Origin of the sequence: Metabacillus indicus LMG 22858 (assembly GCF_000708755.2) — a bacterium.
In the GTDB taxonomy this organism is placed as follows: domain Bacteria; phylum Bacillota; class Bacilli; order Bacillales; family Bacillaceae; genus Bacillus_P; species Bacillus_P indicus.
In genome coordinates this window covers 163,504-184,073 of the sequence record NZ_JGVU02000007.1, presented here as the reverse complement: position 1 = coordinate 184,073, position 20,570 = coordinate 163,504, and the positions used below count along the sequence as shown (strand labels likewise).

General features: G+C 44.8%; 25 protein-coding genes. 19 read left to right on the top strand and 6 right to left on the bottom strand.

All coding sequences use genetic code 11. The annotated features are described in order from the left end of the window. From gvpJ to AZ46_RS18235, 13 genes are all read left to right on the top strand, one after another. Positions 1–261: a gas vesicle protein GvpJ gene (gene gvpJ / locus AZ46_RS18295; RefSeq protein WP_029285679.1), complete on the top strand. Its 261-nt coding sequence runs from the start codon at positions 1–3 to the stop codon at positions 259–261. A 76-nt stretch (positions 262–337) separates the two neighbouring features. Continuing rightward, a complete protein-coding gene (gvpO, locus tag AZ46_RS18290) occupies positions 338–601 on the top strand; it encodes a gas vesicle protein GvpO (RefSeq protein WP_029285681.1) in 264 nt (87 codons plus the stop codon). Positions 602–623: 22 nt separating this feature from the next. Beyond that, positions 624–1,535 carry a gas vesicle protein GvpN gene (gene gvpN, locus AZ46_RS18285; protein WP_029285683.1) on the top strand — a complete coding sequence of 304 codons (912 nt, stop codon included), beginning with the start codon at positions 624–626 and terminating at the stop codon, positions 1,533–1,535. Positions 1,536–1,554: 19 nt separating this feature from the next. After that, positions 1,555–2,322 (top strand): GvpL/GvpF family gas vesicle protein, encoded by a 768-nt coding sequence (locus AZ46_RS18280; RefSeq protein ID WP_029285685.1) that lies wholly within the window; start codon positions 1,555–1,557, stop codon positions 2,320–2,322. 1 nt (position 2,323) lies between these two features. Beyond that, positions 2,324–2,587, top strand: a complete 264-nt coding sequence (locus AZ46_RS18275) for a gas vesicle protein GvpG (RefSeq protein ID WP_029285687.1) — start codon at positions 2,324–2,326, stop codon at positions 2,585–2,587. Between the two features lie 3 nt (positions 2,588–2,590). Then, positions 2,591–3,394, top strand: a complete 804-nt coding sequence (locus tag AZ46_RS18270) for a GvpL/GvpF family gas vesicle protein (RefSeq protein WP_029285689.1) — start codon at positions 2,591–2,593, stop codon at positions 3,392–3,394. Between the two features lie 21 nt (positions 3,395–3,415). Beyond that, positions 3,416–3,685, top strand: coding sequence for a gas vesicle protein (locus AZ46_RS18265; protein WP_029285691.1), 270 nt, complete (start codon positions 3,416–3,418; stop codon positions 3,683–3,685). Continuing rightward, a complete protein-coding gene (locus tag AZ46_RS18260) occupies positions 3,657–3,941 on the top strand; it encodes a gas vesicle protein K (protein ID WP_029285693.1) in 285 nt (94 codons plus the stop codon). The genes AZ46_RS18265 and AZ46_RS18260 overlap by 29 nt, the downstream gene beginning before the upstream one ends. A gap of 21 nt (positions 3,942–3,962) precedes the next feature. Continuing rightward, on the top strand, positions 3,963–4,295 hold the full coding sequence (locus AZ46_RS18255; RefSeq protein WP_029285694.1) for a gas vesicle protein: 333 nt from the start codon (positions 3,963–3,965) through the stop codon (positions 4,293–4,295). Between the two features lie 15 nt (positions 4,296–4,310). Further along, the gene (gene gvpT, locus AZ46_RS18250; RefSeq protein ID WP_029285697.1) at positions 4,311–5,069 is read left to right on the top strand and encodes a GvpT/GvpP family gas vesicle accessory protein; all 759 of its coding nucleotides are present in this window, start codon (positions 4,311–4,313) and stop codon (positions 5,067–5,069) included. A gap of 27 nt (positions 5,070–5,096) precedes the next feature. Beyond that, on the top strand, positions 5,097–5,510 hold the full coding sequence (gene gvpU, locus AZ46_RS18245; RefSeq protein ID WP_029285699.1) for a gas vesicle accessory protein GvpU: 414 nt from the start codon (positions 5,097–5,099) through the stop codon (positions 5,508–5,510). Positions 5,511–5,831: 321 nt separating this feature from the next. Then, positions 5,832–6,488 (top strand): 5-bromo-4-chloroindolyl phosphate hydrolysis family protein, encoded by a 657-nt coding sequence (locus AZ46_RS18240; RefSeq protein ID WP_235728247.1) that lies wholly within the window; start codon positions 5,832–5,834, stop codon positions 6,486–6,488. Beyond that, a complete protein-coding gene (locus tag AZ46_RS18235) occupies positions 6,488–7,501 on the top strand; it encodes a toxic anion resistance protein (protein WP_051865734.1) in 1,014 nt (337 codons plus the stop codon). The genes AZ46_RS18240 and AZ46_RS18235 overlap by 1 nt, the downstream gene beginning before the upstream one ends. 54 nt (positions 7,502–7,555) lie before the next feature. On the opposite strand, the gene AZ46_RS18230 is transcribed toward AZ46_RS18235, so the two are convergent. The 6 genes from AZ46_RS18230 to AZ46_RS18205 form a co-directional block, all read right to left on the bottom strand. Then, complete coding sequence (locus AZ46_RS18230; protein ID WP_029285705.1) at positions 7,556–9,007, bottom strand: carbon starvation CstA family protein; 1,452 nt, start codon at positions 9,005–9,007, stop codon at positions 7,556–7,558. 155 nt (positions 9,008–9,162) lie between these two features. Next, positions 9,163–9,894, bottom strand: coding sequence for a LytR/AlgR family response regulator transcription factor (locus AZ46_RS18225; RefSeq protein ID WP_029285706.1), 732 nt, complete (start codon positions 9,892–9,894; stop codon positions 9,163–9,165). Then, on the bottom strand, positions 9,887–11,632 hold the full coding sequence (locus tag AZ46_RS18220; protein WP_029285708.1) for a sensor histidine kinase: 1,746 nt from the start codon (positions 11,630–11,632) through the stop codon (positions 9,887–9,889). The genes AZ46_RS18225 and AZ46_RS18220 overlap by 8 nt, the downstream gene beginning before the upstream one ends. 216 nt (positions 11,633–11,848) lie before the next feature. Further along, entirely contained in the window at positions 11,849–12,238 is a 390-nt protein-coding gene (locus tag AZ46_RS18215) for a hypothetical protein (RefSeq protein ID WP_029285709.1), read from the bottom strand. 103 nt (positions 12,239–12,341) lie between these two features. Then, a complete protein-coding gene (locus tag AZ46_RS18210) occupies positions 12,342–13,856 on the bottom strand; it encodes a UDP-N-acetylmuramoyl-L-alanyl-D-glutamate--2,6-diaminopimelate ligase (protein ID WP_029285710.1) in 1,515 nt (504 codons plus the stop codon). Between the two features lie 88 nt (positions 13,857–13,944). Further along, on the bottom strand, positions 13,945–14,907 hold the full coding sequence (locus AZ46_RS18205) for a D-2-hydroxyacid dehydrogenase (RefSeq protein WP_029285711.1): 963 nt from the start codon (positions 14,905–14,907) through the stop codon (positions 13,945–13,947). A 160-nt stretch (positions 14,908–15,067) separates the two neighbouring features. On the opposite strand from AZ46_RS18205, the gene AZ46_RS18200 reads away from it, so the two are divergent. The 6 genes from AZ46_RS18200 (at position 15,068) to AZ46_RS18175 (ending at position 20,554) form a co-directional block, all read left to right on the top strand. Further along, a complete protein-coding gene (locus tag AZ46_RS18200; RefSeq protein ID WP_139015485.1) occupies positions 15,068–15,361 on the top strand; it encodes a hypothetical protein in 294 nt (97 codons plus the stop codon). A gap of 128 nt (positions 15,362–15,489) precedes the next feature. Further along, positions 15,490–16,833 (top strand): DUF6612 family protein, encoded by a 1,344-nt coding sequence (locus AZ46_RS18195; RefSeq protein ID WP_029285713.1) that lies wholly within the window; start codon positions 15,490–15,492, stop codon positions 16,831–16,833. Positions 16,834–16,878: 45 nt separating this feature from the next. Next, positions 16,879–17,109 carry an excisionase family DNA-binding protein gene (locus tag AZ46_RS18190; protein WP_029285714.1) on the top strand — a complete coding sequence of 77 codons (231 nt, stop codon included), beginning with the start codon at positions 16,879–16,881 and terminating at the stop codon, positions 17,107–17,109. Between the two features lie 576 nt (positions 17,110–17,685). After that, positions 17,686–18,459, top strand: a complete 774-nt coding sequence (locus AZ46_RS18185; protein ID WP_029285715.1) for an NUDIX hydrolase — start codon at positions 17,686–17,688, stop codon at positions 18,457–18,459. 54 nt (positions 18,460–18,513) lie between these two features. Beyond that, entirely contained in the window at positions 18,514–19,062 is a 549-nt protein-coding gene (locus AZ46_RS18180) for a cysteine hydrolase family protein (RefSeq protein ID WP_029285716.1), read from the top strand. A 16-nt stretch (positions 19,063–19,078) separates the two neighbouring features. Next, positions 19,079–20,554, top strand: coding sequence for a nicotinate phosphoribosyltransferase (locus AZ46_RS18175; protein ID WP_029285717.1), 1,476 nt, complete (start codon positions 19,079–19,081; stop codon positions 20,552–20,554). The last annotated feature ends 16 nt before the right edge of the window (positions 20,555–20,570 follow it).

Sequence of the window (20,570 nt, the reverse complement as noted above, 5' to 3'; positions counted from 1 at the left end):
ATGGCTATTCAAAAAAGTACAGACAGTTCAAGTCTGGCAGAGGTTATTGACCGGATTCTCGACAAGGGGATTGTCATTGATGCGTTTGTCAGAGTTTCTGTCGTAGGAATTGAAATTCTGACTGTTGAAGCGCGCGTTGTCATCGCGAGTGTGGACACTTGGCTTCGCTATGCAGAAGCTGTCGGCCTGCTGCGTGATGAGGTGGAAGAAAAAGGTCTTCCGTCCCAATCGAATGAGCGAGGCGCACAATTCAGCGTTTAATCATGATCGTCAGCATGGAGCCTGATGGCTCCTGCTTATTTCAAAGCAACGGCGGAACAATCGGAGGCGACTTTAGGTGTCTATAAAAGAGATTATGAAAAATGTGAATGATTTCTTCAGTGAGCATGTCGCACCGCCCCATAAGATTACCTCTGTTGAAGCAATGGACGAGGGGTGGCGGGTGACAGTTGAAGTGATAGAGGAAAAAGAGTACATGAAACGGTACGCAAAGGATGAAATGCTTGGAACCTATGATTGCCAGCTTGATAAAGAGAAAGAGGTTGTTTCTTTTAAAAGGCTTGATATCAGGTACAGAAGTGCAATAGGAACCGAACAGTGAGGCTGCTTGGAGGGAAGAGAAGATGACGGTCCTAAAAGAGAAAATGAAAAAAGATGCCAGAACCCTCATACAGGATGATGAGACGAAACAGATTCTCAAGAGGTCCCTTCATTACTTGAAATCGGGCTATTCCGTTCATTTTACGGGACCCTCCGGTGCAGGAAAAACCTCGCTTGCCCTGGCTCTTGCCAAAAAGAGAAAACGGCCGGTCATGCTTATGCACGGGAATCATGAATTAAACAACAAAGACTTAATTGGTGATTTTACGGGCTATACAAGTAAAAAAGTGGTGGATAATTATGTTAGGTCCGTTTATAAAAAGGACGAAAGTGTAAGCGAGATGTGGCGGGATGGAAGGCTTCTGGAAGCAGTTAAACACGGATATACGTTGGTTTATGATGAGTTTACGAGATCCAAGCCTACTACGAATAATATTTTTCTATCAATCTTAGAAGAAGGTGTACTGCCCTTATACGGTTCTAAATTGACCGACCCTTTTATAAAAGTCCACCCTGATTTTGCCGTCATTTTCACAAGCAATCCGGCTGAGTATGCAGGTGTTTATGATACTCAGGATGCTCTTCTTGACCGTCTCATCACGATTTTTATCGATTACAAGGATGTTGAGAGGGAAACGAAAATTGTCGCAGAGAAAACAGATGTGGATGAAGATGAAGCAAGAATAATAACAACTCTTGTTACGAATTTGCGGGATGCGTGCTCGAATCAGAAAAACAATGGTCCAAGCTTAAGAGCTTCAATCATGATTGCAAAGCTTGCATCAGAGCAGGACATTCCGATTGACGGGGAAGATTCAGATTTTCAAAGCTTATGCATCGATGTCCTGTGCCATCCGATCAGCAGGTGTCTTGATTCGGATAACAAACAGGAAGATGCAACCAGCCTGATTATAGATGAATGCAGCAAACTGTAGTGTGCAGAGGGAGTGTTTGATGATGAGTGAACAGGAAATGGGTATTTATCTTTTTTGCGGTATCCAATTAACAGAAGAGGAAGATTACGGGAAAGCAGAGATTGAAGGGGAAGAAACAGACCTCTTTACAATCCGGTACAAAGATGCAGCGATGGTAGCAGCTGAAGTGCCGATGAAAATCTTTCATCCAAACAGGCAGAATCTGATGATGCATCAGCAGACGGTTTCAAAGGTTATGGAAAAAAACGACACGGTTATTCCAATAAGCTTCGGGAATGTGTTTAAAACAGAAGACGATGTAAAGGTCCTTCTTGAAAACCTATACCCGCAGTTTGAAAAGCTCTTTCCGGCCATTAAAGGCAAGATTGAGGTCGGGTTAAAAGTCATCGGCAGTAAAGAGTGGCTCGAGGAAAGAGTGAACGAAAATCCGCAGGTTGGAAAAATGTCTTCTTCTGTGAAGGGCAAATCTGAAGCAGCAGGCTACTACGAGCGCATCAAGCTTGGCGGCATTGCCCAGAAGGTGTTTGAAGATCTTCAGAATGAACTTAAGGCGGAAGTCTTCACACCTCTTCAAGAAGCATCAGAAGCCGCGAAAGCGAATGAGCCGACAGGTGAAACGATGCTCCTCAATGCGGCGTTTCTCATCGACCGCGACAAAGAGCAGCAATTCGATGAGAAAGTGAACGAAGCACATGAGAAATGGAAGGATAAAGTGAATTTCCATTACAGCGGTCCGTGGCCGGCTTATAACTTCGTTAATATCAGGTTAAAAGTGGAGGAGAGCTGATATGCTTCACAAATTGGTGGCAGCGCCAATTAACCTTGTGATTAAAATCGGGCAGAAGGTTCAGGAAGAAGCAGAAAAAGAATTGTACGATCTCCCGACAATCCAGCAGAAACTCATTCAGCTTCAAATGATGTTTGAGCTTGGCGAAATACCGGAAAAAGCGTATCAGGAAAAGGAAGATGAGCTTTTAATGCGGTATGAAATCGCCAAACGAAGAGAGATGGAAGAGTGGGAGAAATTGACCAAACGGGGAAATGAGGGATAGCAGATGGACGATTTGATTTATTTATACGGACTGATTCCTTCAGACGAAGCAGACCATCAATCGTTTCCATCTTTTAAGGGCTTTGATGGTGAGAAAAACATTTATACCATCCCAGCTGGCGATGTCACCGCAGTTGTTTGCAGACTGGATTCTGAGCAGTTTTCAGAAGAAGCCATAAAAGACAAAATCGATAATGATATGGAATGGCTGCAGGAAAAAGCGTTCCATCATCATGAAACGGTTACGGCACTTTATAAATCTTTTACAATCATTCCACTTAAGTTCTGCACCATTTACAAGAGCGAAGAAAGCCTTAAGCAGACGATTGAGGCAAGCGGGCCTAAAATCAGCGAAACCCTGCAGTCGCTTAAAGGCAATGAGGAATGGAATGTAAAGATTTACAGTGATGACCCGGTGCTGAAAAAGAAGGTTGGCGAAACCCATCCTGCAGTAGAAGAAAAATTGCAGGAAATCAGCGTGCTGCCTAAAGGCAGGCAGTTTTTTGAAAAGAAGAAGATTGACAAGCTGATTGAGGATGAGCTGGAAAATGAGAAGAATCGAGTTTGTGAACAGCTGCATGAACAGCTGAAGCAATTTGCCCTTCATGCAGCTATTAAAAAGAACTGGAACAAAGATGTTACAGGCTTGAAAGAGAACATGGCCTGGAACAGTGTTTTCCTCCTTCAGTCGGAGAAGGTGGAAACGTTCCTTGAAGAGATGAAGCAGGCGGATGAAAAGCTCGGGGGAACCGGATGGAGAATTGAAGCAACCGGCCCGTGGCCAGCTTATCATTTTTCCAGTTTTTAAATGAAATGAGGGATTTTCCGGATGTCTCTTAGAGAGTCAGTTGAAAACAAAGATATTGCCCTTATTGATATATTGGATGTCATTTTGGACAAGGGTGTTGCTATCAAGGGAGACTTAATCATCTCGATAGCAGGCGTGGATTTGGTGTATCTGGATCTGAGGGTTCTGATTGCATCTGTTGAAACCCTTGTTCAATCAAAAGCGGGAAACCGAAAACCTGTCACAAGCGAACAATTTGACAGACAAAGGGAGGAATTAATCGATGCAACAGGCCAGCCAAACAAATGGTAGAATCCAGCTTGATCCTGACAATGCCGAGCACGGACTGGCACAGCTGGTCATGACGGTGATTGAGCTTCTCAGGCAAATTGTCGAACGTCATGCGATGAGGCGGGTGGAGGGTGGAACGCTGACGGACGAGCAAATCGAAAATCTTGGAGTAGCCCTTATGAACCTTGAGGAAAAGATGGAAGAACTGAAAGAGGTCTTCGGCCTTGATGCCGAAGATTTGAATATAGATCTCGGCCCGTTAGGCAGCTTGCTTTAACGGCCACTGGAGGGACAAGCTATGGCAGTCCAAACGACTGGGCAATCGAGCTCAATTGTCGATGTGCTTGAGAAGATATTAGACAAAGGAGTCGTCATCGCAGGTGATATTACCGTAGGAATTGCCGATGTCGAACTGCTTACCATCAAAATCAGACTGATCGTCGCTTCTGTCGATAAAGCGAAAGAAATCGGCATGGACTGGTGGGAGAACGATCCTTATCTCAGTTCCAAAGCGGAGAACAGCAACACTAAAGCGCTAGAAGAAGAAAACCGCAAATTGAATGAACGATTAGAGCTGCTTGAAAATCAGCTTGGCTCAAATCGTTTAAATACTTCAAACCAACTAAAATAATCGGAGGGATTCACAATGGCAGAACAAAAATTAGACAATACGCAGGCAGAAAGCACAAAGGAAAATAAACAATCAGAAAAGAATACACAGGAAAAATCATCAAGACGAAGCATGCCGATCAAACGCACGGTTGCAGGAGGACTCCTTGGTGCGACAGTAGGCTACCTGGCAACACCTGAAAACGGGAAAAAGATCTTATCTCAAATTGATACTGACGACTGGAAGAGCAAGGCAGCCGATTTCGGTAAGGCTGCGAAGGAAAAGTCATTCAAAGGCGCTTCAAGCTTAAAAACGTCTGCTGGCAAGTTTTTCAAAAAGGATCAAAATCAAACAGATGATACAGAACAGGATGAATCACCATCAGCCGAATCAACGACTGAAGATTATGAAGCATTAAAGCAGGAAAACCAGACGCTTCAGGAACGTCTTCAGCAGCTTGAAGAAAAAATGAATCAGCTGACTCAGACAAGCTCTGATGATGCAGAAGATGATGATGAGGAAGAAGATGAACAAGAGGAAAATCAAAGCAAGAATAAATCGGGCAAATCAAAAGCGGCATCAGAAGATGATTCTGAAGACGACGATGAAATCGAAGAAGACGAAGAAGAAGAGGAAATGATGGACGACGGCAAAAATGAAGTGAAAAAGCCGAGAAAGCCTGCACGCAAGAAAGCAAAAACGGCAAAAGCTTCAAAAGCGAAAGATGAAAAAGAAGAGGAAGATGAAGAGTCAGAAGATACTTCTCTAAGCAGTGACGACGACACTTCATCATAAACGGTGTGAAGAGGAGGAGATGTGGAAATGAGTACGGCAACAGCCTCATCCAAAGACAGTGTTCTTGAATTTTTTGTACAGGCCTCAAACAAGCACGGTTTTGCGCTTGATATTACGCTCAATATGAACGGCGCTGTTATTTCAGGCACGATGATCTCAGCGAAAGAGTACTTTGACACGCTGAGTGAAACGTTTGAAGATGGCAGCGAAGTCGCACAAAATTTGAGCGAACAGTTATCCCGGGCAAGTGAATCCATTGAAGAAAACGGAAGAGGGGAAGCTCATTTCATTCACCTGAAAAACACGAAAGTGTACATCGGTGACAGCAAATCCACCCCTTCAAAAGGCCAGATTATCTGGCGCGGCAAGCTGAGCGAAGTAAATGGATTCTTCCTCGGGAAAATATCAGATGCAAAGCCGGCAGCTAAAAAAACGGAATAACACAACACTTGAAAACCGGAAGAGAGTCTTCCGGTTTTTTCTGCTGTCTACTTCCCCAAGCGGGCTGATTTCAGCATGCTTGGATAAAGTTTAATGGAACAAATCCTGCTAAACCAGAAAACAGCGCTTCCCTTTTTTAACATACTCCATCTAAGCCTCAAGTCTTATCTCCTGTACATTCACCGGCCAATAGAAAAATAGGCGGGGATGCTGTATAGTAAAAAGAAAGGCCTTTTTTTCCAGTTTACTGGCACAGGACTGAAACCCCGCATGTGCTACATACGTATAAACAGGCAGAATTTTTATGTTAGGAGTCGATTGATGATGAATCCGTTTGTGGCATTCAGTGTCCGGATGATGGCTGCGCTACCTGCTGCAGGGACAGCGGGAACAATCAGCCTGATCGGATTTGATCAGCCTTTAATAGCGGCCGCCGCCTATTCAGTTGCAGGCGGAGCTTCCGCCTATTCAATTGCTTCTGTGACGATGAAGTCACGTTTTTTAAAGAAAAATACTCTTACCCGCAAAGACTATAAATACATTAAAAAGCAGCTCGAAGAAGCAGCGCCCAAGATGGCGCGCCTCCAGAAAACGCTTCTTACGATCAGGCATCTTCCATCTTTAAAAGAGCGTGCAGATCTTGTCCGTGTAGCGAGAAGAATAGTTGCCCTGACAAAAAGAGAACCGCGCCGTTTTTATCAGGCGGAGAAGTTTTATTTTTCCCATCTAGATTCGGCCGTCCAGCTCAGTGAGAAGTATGCCTTTTTATCATCACAGCCAAAAAGAAATTTCGAGCTTGAGAAATCGCTGAATGAGACCCGCAGAACGCTGTCAGATTTAAAACGGCTGATTGAACAGGATCTCTTCAATATGGTTCAGGATGACCTGGATGATCTGAATCTTGAGATTGATGTTGCCAGGCACTCGATTCAAGCAAACAAGGATAAAAAATCTCTTGATGAAAAGTGGAAAATGTAATGAACCGCGACCTTTTTAAAGAGGGTGAAAACCTTCTCCAGGCTGAAGAAAAAGAGAAGGTTCTTCACCTTGTCAATCAGCTCAGCCCAAAGAACCACGCCATGCTCGTATCATACGGTCTTCCTGCTCAATCCAAGCTCCTTGCTTTTTCAAACACCATGCTTGATCAGGTGCAGCGGAAAGATATCGGACAGATCGGAGACACTCTGGATGAGTTCATTAAAAGCCTTAGTGATGTAAACCCGGAGGATCTCATGCAGGATGAGACCTCTTTTTTCTGCAGGCTGTTCGGCAGAAAAAAACGGTCTGTGCAGGAAGTGCTGTCAAGATTTCATAAAGCAGGGGTACAGATTGACCGAATCAGTGTCAGACTTGAACGCAGCAAAAACGTTCTTCTTTCGGATATCGTCATGCTTGACAGGCTTTATGAGACAAATAGAGAGTATTTTCATTCGTTAAATACTTACATCGAAGCAGCAGAGTTAAAGCTTCACGAATTGCACAACGAGACAATACCCGCCCTGAAAAAAGTAAATGAATGCTCAAGCGATCCGATGAAGCGGCAGGAGGAAGAGGACCTGCTGCAATTTGCAGACCAGCTGGATCAAAGACTTTACGACCTGAAAGTCAGCAGGGAGCTTACCATTCAAAGTGCACCGCAAATCCGCATGATTCAAAAAACAAACCAGAAGCTCGCAGAAAAAATTCAGGCATCCCTTATGACCGCCATTCCTCTGTGGAAAAACCAAGTGACTATAGCCCTTACACTGCTGAGGCAAAAACATGCTGCTGATGCGGGCAAAACATTGACCAGTTCTGCGAATGATCTTTACCAAAAACAGGCCTCCACGCTTGGGAGAAACCAGTTTGATCTGCAGACATTGAAAGAAATACAGGAAAATCTGCAAATGGCAATCAAAGAAACGCTTACCATTCACAAGGACGGGAAACATACCCGGGAAGAAACCGAAGCAGCATTACTCGACATAGAACAGAAAAAACTCCAGGCATAAAAAACAGGAATCGGATGGTCCGATTCCTGTTTTTTTAGCTTAGTGCTGTTGTTCTTATGAAACCTGTTTCCAGCCTGAAACATCATCTTCGAGAGGAAGGTTGTTTTCTCTGGCTTTTTTCGCAGCTGCATAGAAGATGACAATAACAGCGATTGTTGCAATGGCTGCTCCAATATAGGAGACGGTCATGGATAACCCAAATCCTATAGGTGCATTAAGAATATACGTTGTCGTTACCATGGTCATAAAAATGCCAGGCACCATGGCAATCCAGTAATTTTTCTTCGCGATGAACAAGTACATCGCTCCAACCCACAGGGCAATTACGGCTGTGGATTGGTTTGCCCATGAGAAGTATCTCCATAGAATCGTAAAATCGATTTTTGTCAGGGCAAAGGAGATAACGAACAATGGAAGAGCAATCCAAAGGCGGCTTGCAACCTTTTTTTGTGAAATGTTGAAGTAGTCGGCAATGATCATGCGCGCGCTTCGGAATGCAGTATCTCCGGATGTAATAGGAAGAATGATAACCCCAAGAACAGCAAGTGTTCCGCCGATTGCACCAAGCATAAGAGTGGAAGCTTCGCTTACTACAGCGCCGGGTCCGCCTTCAGCAAGAAGGGCATTCAGTCCAGTGCCTCCATCAAACAGGCTCATTGCTGCTGCAGCCCAGATCATAGCAATAACACCTTCTGCGATCATCATGCCGTAGAAAATTTTACGGCCCTGTTTTTCATTTTGAGTCGTTCTTGAAATAATCGGTGTTTGAGTCGCATGGAATCCGGACAGTGCTCCGCACGAAATCGTCAAGAACAATAACGGAAAGATCGGCACATTGTCAGGATGAAGATTTGAAAGCGTCAGTTCAGGAATAGGAGCGCCTGTTATAACAAGACCGCCGCCGACACCAATCGCGCTGATCAGCAAAAGCGCACCGAAAATCGGATAGAATCTTCCGATGATTTTATCAATAGGAAGAAGAGTTGCAAGAATATAGTAAATAAAGATGGCGCCTAAAATAAGTCCAATTGTAGCCCAGCCATTCATCAGGCTGTAGAGAAGACCTGCCGGAGCCGTGACGAAAACAGTTCCAACTAAAAGCAGCAGAAGAATCGCAAATGCGTTTACGACATGCTTCATAAATTTACCGAGGAATTTACCCGCAAGCTCAGGCAAATGCGCACCGCGGTTTCGGATTGAAATCATTCCTGTTAAATAGTCATGGACAGCACCTGCGAAGATACATCCGAGTACAATCCAGAGGAATGCGACAGGTCCGTAAAGGGCTCCCATGATCGGACCAAAAATCGGGCCGACTCCAGCAATATTGAGAAGCTGGATCAGCGAGTTTTTCTTCGTGTTCATCGGGAGATAATCGACACCATCCTGATGCGTGTATGCAGGCGTTGTTCTGCCTTCATTCACACCGAACACTTTTTCAACAAATTTTCCGTACGTAAAGTAACCAACAATTAAAAGGACAACCCCGGCTAAAAAAGTATACATGATAACCCTCCTTATTTTGTATGCGTTTACATAAGTATAAAGCACTACAGGGGATCGTGGAGGTTTTACAAACAAGATGCAGGAATCCGGGGATAAGATGCAGATACAGGGCTGTGACCTGCAAAAGGAAAAACACCTGGGAATGCCAGGTGCTGTTAATGGATTTCAAGCCGTTCTCTTAATGCTTTCACATAGTTTCTGCTGACTCCAAGGACTTCTGTTGTGCCTGTAAGCTCAAGCTGGTAAGCGCCATTGAACCAGGGGGTAAGCTTTGCCGCATACTCCAGGTTGACGAGATAACTCTTATGAATTCTGAAAAAACGGAAAGGAGCAAGCTTTGCTTCCAGGTCTTTGAGCAGTGTCTTCGTATAGTAGCTTTCGTTTTTTGTTACCACTTTTGTCGCTTTTTCATCACGGTATATGTACAGAATGTCTTTTGGATCCAGATAAAAAATCTCACCCTCTGTTTCAATCGCAAGCTTGGCAGGAAGAGCTGAACCGATATCTGAACCGGCGGGCTGAACAAGCCTTTGGATTCTCTGCACGGTCCGCTTCAGCTGTTCTTCATCATATGGTTTCAGCAAGTAATCAATCGCTTCATATCTAAAAGCTTCGGCAGCAAATTGAGGATAGGCCGTGGCGAAAATGATCAGCGGAGGCTTTTTTAGTTCCATCAGTGACTTGGCTGCTTCCATTCCGTTCATCTTCGGCATTTCTACATCTAAAAAAACGGCGTGCGGCTGATGTTTAAGAGCTTTCATGACTGCAGCTTCACCGTTATCCGCCTCGTCTGCAATTTCTATACACGTGTACTCACTGAGAAGATGCCTAAGTTCCTCCCTGCTGTACCTTTCATCATCTGCAAGTATGATTTTAATTTTATCCACGTTTGTTTTCCTCCGAATCAGGGATGAAAAATTGAATTTCTGTTCCTGCACCGGGAGAGCTCTTTACATTTAGGGCAGAGCCTTGTCCAAAGACCATCGACAGCCTGCGGTTTACATTGTAAAGGCCAAGTCCGGTTCCGCTTTCAGAATGCAAGGCTTCTTTTCCAAGCTTTCCTAAGCGATTTGACGCTATCCCGTTGCCATTGTCTATCACACTGACGTGGGTTCCATCCTGCTCCCTTTGAATAGACAGCTTAATCAGGCAATCTTTTTCTTTCTCTTTAATGCCGTGTTTCACTGCATTTTCTACGATTGGCTGCAGGCTCAATGGAGGAAGCCTGACCATAAGGGCTGCTTCGTCTATCTCATAAAGAACAGTCAATTTATCAACGAACCGCGTTTCTTCAATTGCAAGATAAGCCTTAATATGCTCAAGCTCCTGTTCGAGCGTCGTCATCGTTACGGTCGTCGCATTAAGGTTTGACCGCAGAAAGTGAGAAAGGGAGATGAGAAGCTTCCTTGCTTTAGAAGGGTCAATCCGAATAAGAGAAACAATGGTGTTAAGGGAATTGAACAAAAAATGAGGACTGATCTGTGCCTGCAAAGCCTTAATTTCTGCTTCCTTGGCTAACTGATATGCCTTCTCCGCTTCAGCCAGTTCCAGCTGGTTTTCGAGCAGGCTGCTCAGACCCGATATCAGTTCCATGTTCACGTCGGTAATTTCTTTTTTTGACTGAAAATAAAATTTAAGGGTGCCGATTGTTTCTCCTCTTTGTTTCAGCGGGGCAATGACAGCAGCGCCGAGAGGACAATCTTTATGAATGCAGTGAATGGCTCTTTCTTCCGCCACAACGAGTTTTCCTTGTTGGATGACGTCCTTCGTCATTTGAGTCTGAATGGGACTGTTTGCTGTGTGATGATCATTTCCGAGCCCTGTGTGAGCAAGGATTTCAGTTTTGTTGGTCATGGCGACAGCACTCGTCTTAATTTCTCTATGCAGGATTTCACATACTTCGCGGGCAGATGTGGTATTCATGCCACTTCTCAGGTGAGATAGAGTCTGGTTAGCAATCCTGAGAGTTTTTTGAGCCTGCAGAGCACCTGCTTTTTCTTCTTCGTTCACGACATTTTTAATGATCAGGAGAAAGAGCGCAGATCCAAGACCATTCGCCAAAATCATAGGGAGGCCAATCATCTCGACAAGTGAAAGCGCTTTGTCAAATGGCTTTGAAACAGCGAGAATGACGAGCATCTGAACAGTTTCAGCAAGAACTCCGATTATAAAAGCGGACGACAGCTTTACATGAGTATTTTTCCGGTAAAAGGCACCTGCAATCAGTCCTGCTAAAATAGCAGCAAGGCCGCAGGAAAGGGAGGTGAATCCTCCAAGTGTAAAGCGGTGAACTCCCGCAATTAATCCCGCGCCAATCCCAACTTTATATCCTCCAAGAAGACCGGCAAGGACAATTCCAATGACCCTCGAATTGGCAATAGCCTCATCCGCAGCGAGTCCCGATGCAAAACGGCCGAATTCCATCGTTTCCGTACTCAGCGAAAGACCCGAATAGGTTCCTGTAATGCCAAAGAAGCCAAAAAACAAAATGGCCTTATACTGCTGGCTCCGGTCAAGCCTGTCCTGATACATCATGCTCCTGAAGAATCGGAACCTCGTTAGTATAAAGGCAATCGTTACGATAATGCCCAGGCGTTCGAGCATGGTGATGAGAAGTTCAAACATATGCCCGCCCCTTTACAATTGATTATATCGTTTATTGTAATCGAAGGCGGGTGAATAAGAAAATAGGATTGGAAAAAGCGACTCCGCTTTTCTGGTGTCCAGCTCCATCAGCCAGCTCCTCCGCCAGAACAAAATCCCCCAAAAAGTCAAACCCGGACTTTTCGGGGGATTTCTTTTCTGCCTGTCGGAGCTAAACGGCTGATTCCGCTTTTCTAATTAGAATCCATCCTCAGCTGTAAACGGTATGTTCAGTCTGTTTTCGACGGCTCTCAGGCGCTGGTTCAGGCGGTTGAGTCGTCTTGTGTGGCGTTCGACAACCTGGTTGAGTCGTGTGACTTCCTGGTTTGTCTGGTTGAGTTCGCGGCGGAGGTTGCGAATTTCCTGATTTTGACGGTTTATTTCTCTGGACTGCTGCTCGTTTTGTCTTTCAAGCTGGTTAATCCTTCTTTCGAGTGACTGAAATTGAAACGGCTGGCGGTCTGGGTCCAATTGATCCTGCTGTAACTGATCCTGCTGGTATTGAGGCTGATAGGGATTGTATTGATAGTTCATGTAATAGTCGGTTTGCTGAGGCACATAGCCTTGATAAAAATGGTATGGGTTCATAGGTTGAAGTCTCCTTTTTATTAGTGAATCCTTCATTAGCCTATGCGGTTCTGCCCATGGTGACAGGGCGGCTGCCCAATTGCGCGCAAAAAAGCCATGGGCTTTAGGCTTCAAGCTCATGGCGTACTTCTGAATATGAATCGTAATGGGACTGAATAATCTCTTCATCTGAGTGAGGGATTTCCATTCCTTTGACGATTTGGGCTCCGTTGATGCAGCCGCTGGTGAGAAGGATGATATCATCCGGTGCTCCAGCTGCAAGTGAAGCCATAACCCCTTCTTTGCGGGTAAGTGCCGCTTTTATATTCGGGGATTTAGGTTCGGTAAATCCTTTCATCACCTGATCAATGATGATTTGCGGATCGTGGTGTCCAGGGTGGTCCACGGTAACGATCACTTCATCCGCGTGCCCTTCAATGGCAGCAGCCATTTTCGGCATTTTGTTGAAATCCCTGATTCCGATTCCGGCAATCATGACGATCAGACGGTTGTACTTCATTTTTTTGACCTCTTCCACAAGCCGTGTCAGCGCAACCGGTGTATGGGCGTAGTCCAGGATGATTTTCTTGTTGTCAGGGCCTGTAATGACTTGGAAACGGCCTTCAGGACTTTCCAGCATTGGAAGGACCTGAAGAATATTCGTTATTTTATATCCGAAAAGCAGGGCAGTTCCAATGGCAGAAAGAGCATTGGCGATATTATAGGTGCCAAACACAGGCACAGCTGCATGGTGGCGCTGGCCCTTGTATATCAGTGTGAACGAGCTGCCGACATCTGAAAACGAGATGTCCTCTGCGCACAAATCAGCTCCGCTTCCCGGTACGAGACTGTACGTAATCTTCCGTCCCTGGAATGTTTCTGCAAGGTCTGCGCCCATTTCCATGTCGTCAATGTTGATGACGGCTGTTTTAGATTGTTCAAAAAGAGCAAGCTTGCACTTTTTATAATGTTCCATCGTTTTATGGTACTCCAGGTGCTCTTCAGAAAAATTGGTTAGAATGGCTGTATCAAACTCCATGCCGTGAACCCTTTTCTGGTCCGTTGCTATGGAGGATACCTCCATCACCGCCGCTTTGTCTCCGAGCTCGAGGAGGTCATGGAAAATTTGGTGAAGATCGGTTGATTCAGGTGTAGTAGGCGTGCTTTTTTTATAAGATAGCTTATGGGTTGAAGCCCAAATGCCTGTTGTTCCTACCGAACCGGCAGGAAGACCCAGCAGTGTCAGGAGGGAGCGTACGTATGCCGCAACGGTTGTTTTTCCGTTTGTGCCGGTTACTCCGACGGTTTTCAGCTTTTCATCTGAGCAGCCATAAAACATTTTTGCAAACTGTGCCATTGTTTCACGGACATTGTCTGCAAGAAGAAAGGTATGCTCAGGGTAATGTTTGCTCAGTGATTCAAGCTTTTCATGGCTGGTTCCGACTACAGCAGAAGCACCGCGCGAAATGGCCTCGTCGATGTACTGGTGCCCGTCATGCTCGCCGCCGACAATACTGAAGAAAAGTCCACCGGGTTTGACTTGTTTAGAGTGAAAGGACAGGCTTGTGATTTCCTGTGAGGCTTGTCCGAAAATCTGTTTAAACGCCACGTTTTCCAGATCATTAAACTGTATGTTCATGTAGGTTCCTCATTTATGAATCCAGATTTGTATTCGTTTTTTTATTTTCCAATACAAGCGCTCTTCCTATACTTAAAATTTCAGACTGTCAGTATCCTTTTTTGTAATCGACAAAATTTACAGATGGGACGCGATCTGACAGGTAGGTTTTCAAGTTTGGAATCAGGATGTTCTCTGTAAGGCGCTCGTTGTAAAACTCCGTTGATCCGGAGGTATGGGGGGTGATAATGACATTCTCAAACTCCCACAATGGACTTTTTACCCCAAGCGGCTCGTGTTCAAACACATCAAGGCCTGCTCCTGCAATTTCATTTTCCGCAAGAGCCTGTATAAGCGCTGCTTCTTCAACCACTTCACCGCGGCCAATATTGATGAAGTAAGCAGAAGGCTTCATCTGTTTAAATTGTTCATATGTAAAAAGGCGTTCTGTGTCTGACGTCAACGGCACGGTCACAGCTACATAATCACATCTTGGCAGAATGGTGTTGAGGTCACCCTGGGTATACATTTCATCCACAAAATCTGCGGGTTTGCCTGAATGCCTCACGCCAAGAACAGTCATTTCGAAAGCTTTTGCGATTTTGGCTGTTTCCTGCCCGATTGCGCCAACACCAATCACACCAAGCGTTTTGCCGTGAATTTCAAGCTTCATGTTCTCATGGTGCCATTTTTTCTCGCTTTGATTGCGGACATAGGCATGAATTTTCCTTGTTAATCCGAGCATAAGAGCAAAAATGGTTTCGGAAATGGGGTTTGCATGAACGCCATTTGCGCTTGTTAGAAGCACTTCTTTCTTTGCCAAAGCTTGAAGCGGCATGCTGTTTACCCCGGCACTCCATGACTGCACCCAGCGCAATTTGGATGATTCATGGAGGCATGTCTCCTCCATCCCCTTTTTCCAGCCGGCAATAATCTCAGCGTCAGCCAGATGGCTCCTCCAAACAGACTCATCCCGCCCGGCGATTACCTCCCAGCCTGAAGCAAGCTCCCTGATCTCAGTAAGATGTTTCTCCTGCAAATCTTGTGCGATAATCATTTTTCTTTTAGACACCGTCATTCCTCCCTTTATCAATAGGTTTATCTTAACAGAATTTTTTGTTTTTTATTTCTTGTTTTTCTCGTTAGGAATGTGAAAAACTGGGTAAATAAACCTGTAGATATATGCTGCTTAGTGGTATCGAACTATATTTCAAGGGGTGGACTTGCTTGCTATGAAAATTCTTCAAGAACGGTTTTACCCGAGTGCCAGAAGGGTTTTGGCGCTTGCAGGGGAAAAGGAAGATGCCCCGGAGTACCTTGTCGGCTATGATGTAGATGGGAATCAGGTGTTTCATGTGCCAAGTCCTGAAGGCTACTCATTTCTTTATTTATGTTCTCATACGATGGCAGAAGCCGCTGTTGTCTGCGGATATAAGGAGGCAGATGCTGACGGATGCTGGCCGGACTATTATTTTGCAGTGGATCATGAAAGCGGAAAGCTCAACCGGATCTGCAAGGCGAGATAATGATGAACCCCGCTTTTTCAAGTGAGGGTTTTTTTATGGAAAAAATAGTTTAATTATTGGAAAATAAGTGTAAATACTTACTAGTTCACATGGTAAAATTGGAATCTATGAAAACTGGGAGGATTGACATGAAAAGAATGACAGGGTGGCTGATCGTTGCAGGGATGGCACTATTGCTTGCAGCGTGCGGGGGGAAAACCGCAGAAGAAGCGTCTTCTGATATGGAAAAAGCATATAAAGACGTGAAAACGATGGAGATTAAGTTTAAAGAAAAAGCAGCCTCACCTGATGACTACGATCTGAAAGGAACCAGGCAGCTGGATCTTGAAAAGGGCCTTTCCTATTCGGAATATGACGACGGGGAGCGAATCACTAAAATCTCATCGGGCAAAGATGGAGTCACCTTTGATGATGGCACGAAAAAAGAGGTGCTCGAAGGAAGACTCAGCGATTATATGCTCTATGTCGAGCAGTATGAGTTTGACCTGCACAAAAATCCGCTTGCCTTCTATGAAAAATACGATCCCGATTTTTCGGAAAAATTGAAGCTTGAAGAAACAGACAGTGAATACATCCTTACATATGAAGGCTCATCAGAAGAAGCGAAGAAACTGATGAGTGATTTGACGAAAGATTACTATACCGGAATTCAAAAAGAAGCAGGCATATCAGAAGTGGACATCTCATCCATAAAAGGAAAAGGGTTTGAGCTCGAGGTGACGGTTGATAAAGAAACATCTCGTGTGAAAGAAATGAAAAGAAACCACGCATTTTCTCTTGAAGTAAACGGGAAAACGCAGGAGCAGAGTGTGAACAAAACACACGCTTATGCTTATAACACGATTGACAGCATCCGAGCGGTCACGGCTGAGGCCAAACCAGAGGCAACACCTGAACAGGAAGCATCAGCTCAGGAAGCAGCCGAATATGTCGATGCACTGATCCAGGCAACGGTTTATCAGAATACGGATGAGTTTATGAAACGTCACCCTGAGGCACCTGATCAGGAAGCTGTTAGAAAAAGAGGAGACTTCCAGAAGTCTGCTTTTGTAGAAATCTATAAATCCAATACGGCGAATAACTTTCAGGGCTTGCCTGCTGCCGTTTCGGAGGACCAAATCAATCTCTACACAGAAGGATTCCTGGCGGCAATCAAGCAAACCAAATATAAAGTGAATGGTGCAGTCTATAATCCTGGCTCCGACTCATATACGGTTGATCTTGAAATCCAGGGCTTCAGTGAAAACCGTCTTCTCGCAGAAGCTGTGCAGCCGGTCATGCAAAAGCAGCAGAACGGCGAGCTGACAAACGAAGAATTTGTGGATGAGCTGATAACAGCATCAGCGAATCGCTTCAAAGGACCGGTTCCGCTTGAGCCGCCTGTAAAGGCATCTGTTAACGTCATCAAAAACGGAGAGGGCCATTATGAGGTGCTTTTGCAGGATGAATACCTTCTTTCTTTTGTTCAGTAATCTTACTATAATAGGGGATAGCTGAAAGAGAGGTCGGAAAATCACATGTACCTGACGATAAAAGAAACCGCAGAGCATCTGTCCATGCCTGAAAACTACATCGAAGCGCTGATTCTTCAGAAAAAAATCAGAGCCGTGCATGACGGTGAGCAGTACCTGATCAATAAAGACCAGTTCACCACCCATCTCGAGCAGATGGAAACATACAAAGAACAGCTTGACGAGTGGCTCAGCAAGCCAATCCCTGAAGACATCGACATCAAGGATGAAGACTAGGAAATGCATACTGTGCATTTCTTTTTTTGTGTAAGTGCGTGAGTTTAGCAGCAGAAGCTGGGAAGCGTGTTTGGTAGAAAGTGTTGTAAACGAGAGTTAGCAGCAGAAACTTTGAAGCGTGAGCGGTTGAAAGTGTTGTAAAAGTGAGTTAACAGCAGAAACTTTGAAGCGTGTGGGGCAGAAAGTGTTGTAAACGAGAGTTAGTCGCAGAAACTTTGAAGCGTGAGCGGTTGAAAGTGTTGTAAAAGCTAGTTAGCAGCAGAAACTGTGAAGCGTGAGCGTCTGAAAGTGTTGTAAACGAGAGTTAGTCGCAGAAACTTTGAAGCGTGAGCGGTTGAAAGTGTTGTAAAAGCTAGTTAGCAGCAGAAACTGTGAAGCGTGAGCGTCTGAAAGTGTTGTAAAAGCCAGTTAACAGCAGAAACCGATAAGCGCGCGCCGCAGAAAGTGCTCTAAAAATCGCCTCCAAAGTTTTTTTATTTTCCGCACATAATCCATTGACACATTCCGAAGAATAGAGTATAAATAAATTAACAATTAACAACTTGTTAATTATAAAAACCGGAGGAGTTTGTATAAATGTCCAATGATGAAGCTCTTAAGAAGTATGATATAAAAAAATACAGAACTCCTGATGGGTATACGTCCGATATTTGTGTGTTTACGATTGTGTCTGAGTTTGACGGGGAGTATAAACCGCCGCTGATGGATCTGAAGCTGATGCTGATTCAGCGTGCTGCCCTGGATGCAGAGGGCAATCCGAATATTGAGGCGAGCAAGTGGGCGCTTCCCGGAGGGTTTGTTCAGGAGGATGAGTCAGCGTTTGAAGCAGCCAAGCGGGAACTTGAAGAAGAAACGAGTGTTTCCGGAGTGCATGTGAAGCATTTTGGTGTGTATGATCAGCCTGGGCGCGATCCGCGCGGGTGGATCATCACGAATGCTCATTATGCGATTGTGCCTGAGCATTCCCTCTCATTGAGAAAAGCGCAGGATGATGCAGCTGATGTTGAGCTGTTTTCTGTTAAAGAAGTGCTCAAGCTCGAATTGGCCTTTGATCACCGCAAGATTATTGAGGATGCAATCAATGTCATCACAAATGATCTTTTGCAGACGACTGTGGCGAAGAATTTCCTTCCTGAATTTTTCACTTACTCTGAGCTGCAGGCAGTGCTTAAAACGGTCACGAATGATCCGGCGATTATAAGCGAGCAGTCCTTTTCGCGGAAAATTAAAACACTGCCATTTATTAAAGAGGCAGAGGGGAAGACTTCGAGAACATCAAAAAAGCCTACACAGCTTTATACATTTGTTGAAATGGATGTTGTGAAACCGATTTACACAGCGCGTTACTAGATTTGATAATTAACAATTCATTAAGTGTTAAATACTATAGGGGAGTGGACTTTAATGAAAAGAGCGTTAATTAACATTGACTATACGGTGGATTTTGTAGCAGATGACGGGGCTTTAACTTGCGGAAAGCCGGGTCAGGCAATAGAAGAGGAGATTGTAAACGTAACGAAAGACTTTCTTGCAGCGGGTGACTTGGTTGTTTTCGCAATTGATATGCACGAGCAAAATGATCCTTTTCATCCTGAGACAGCTTTGTTTCCCCCTCACAATCTAAAAGGAACAGACGGACGCAGGCTTTTTGGAAAGCTTGAAGAGGTTTATGAACAGAATAAAGAGCAAAGTCATGTACAATGGATGGATAAAACAAGATACAGCGCGTTTGCAGGAACGGATCTTGAGCTAAAGCTTCGCGCAAGAGGTATAACAGAGGTTCATCTGGTCGGGGTTTGTACAGATATTTGTGTGCTGCATACAGCTGTAGATGCTTTTAATAAGGGATTCGGCATAACGGTTTATGAAAAAGCAACGGCAAGTTTTAATCAGGATGGGCATGCTTGGGCGCTTTCTCATTTTAAACATAGCCTGAATGCGAAGGTTGAATAGATAGATGGAGGTTCCAATGATGAAATACACAGATGACAGCTTGATGCTTCATACAGATCTTTACCAGATTAATATGGCAGAAACCTACTGGGAAGACAATATGCATAACCGCAGGGCGGTGTTTGAGGTTTTTTTCAGAAAGCTGCCTTTCAGCAACGGCTATGGGGTTTTTGCAGGTCTTGAGCGGATTGTTGAATACCTGCAGAATTTCTCTTTTACAGAGAGTGATATAGAGTATCTTCGTGATGAGCTTGGTTATAGAGAAGACTATTTGGAGTATCTAAAAGGAGTGCGTTTCACGGGTAATGTAAGGTCGATGGTTGAAGGAGAGCTTGTTTTTGCGAATGAACCGATTCTCCGGATTGAGGCACCGCTTGCTGAAGCGCAGCTTGTTGAAACAGCGCTGCTGAACATTGTGAATTACCAAACATTGATTGCAACAAAAGCTTCACGTATTAAGCATGTGGTCGGGGAGCAGAGCGCAATGGAATTCGGAACGCGCCGGGCGCATGAGATGGACGCAGCTATCTGGGGAACGCGTGCTGCCTACATTGGCGGATTTGATGCAACATCAAATGTCCGCGCAGGGAAAATGTTCGGCATTCCGGTTGCAGGGACGCACGCTCACGCTCTGGTTCAGGCCTACCGCGATGAGTATACTGCTTTTCATAAATATGCGCGCCGCCATAAGGATTGCGTGTTCCTAGTTGATACTTACGATACGCTGAAATCAGGCGTGCCGAATGCGATTAAGGTTGCAAAGGAGCTCGGCGATAAGATTAATTTCAAAGGCATCCGCTTAGACAGCGGCGATCTTGCGTACCTCTCAAAAAAAGCAAGAAAGATGCTGGATGAGGCGGGATTCACTGAAACGAAGATTATTGCTTCAAACGATCTTGATGAAAATACAATTATCAACCTGAAGTCACAGGGTGCAAGAATTGATTCCTGGGGGATCGGCACGAAGCTGATTACCGCTTACGATCAAGCTGCTCTTGGCGCTGTTTACAAACTTGTTTCAATTGAAGATGAGAACGGCAAGATGCAGGATACGATTAAAATCAGCGGAAACCCGGAGAAAGTGACGACACCCGGCATTAAGAAGGTCTACCGGATCATCAATACCCTGAACCATAAATCAGAAGGGGACTACATTGCTCTTGAGGATGAAAATCCAGGAGAAGAAAAGCGCCTGAAAATGTTCCATCCGGTTCACACGTTTGTAAGCAAGTTTGTGACAAATTTTGAAGCGAAGGATCTTCACCAGGATATCTTTGCAGATGGAAAGCTAGTGTATGAGCTGCCTGAACTTCAGGACATCCAGCAATATGCGGCAAGCAACATGGAAGTGCTCTGGGATGAGTATAAGCGGACGATGCACCCTGAAGAGTATCCGGTTGACTTGAGCGAAGCGTGCTGGGAGAACAAAATGAGAAACATTGAAGAAGTAAAAACAAAGGTTAAAGAAATGATTGAAGAGGGAAACAACTAAACAGAAGCTTGATGGG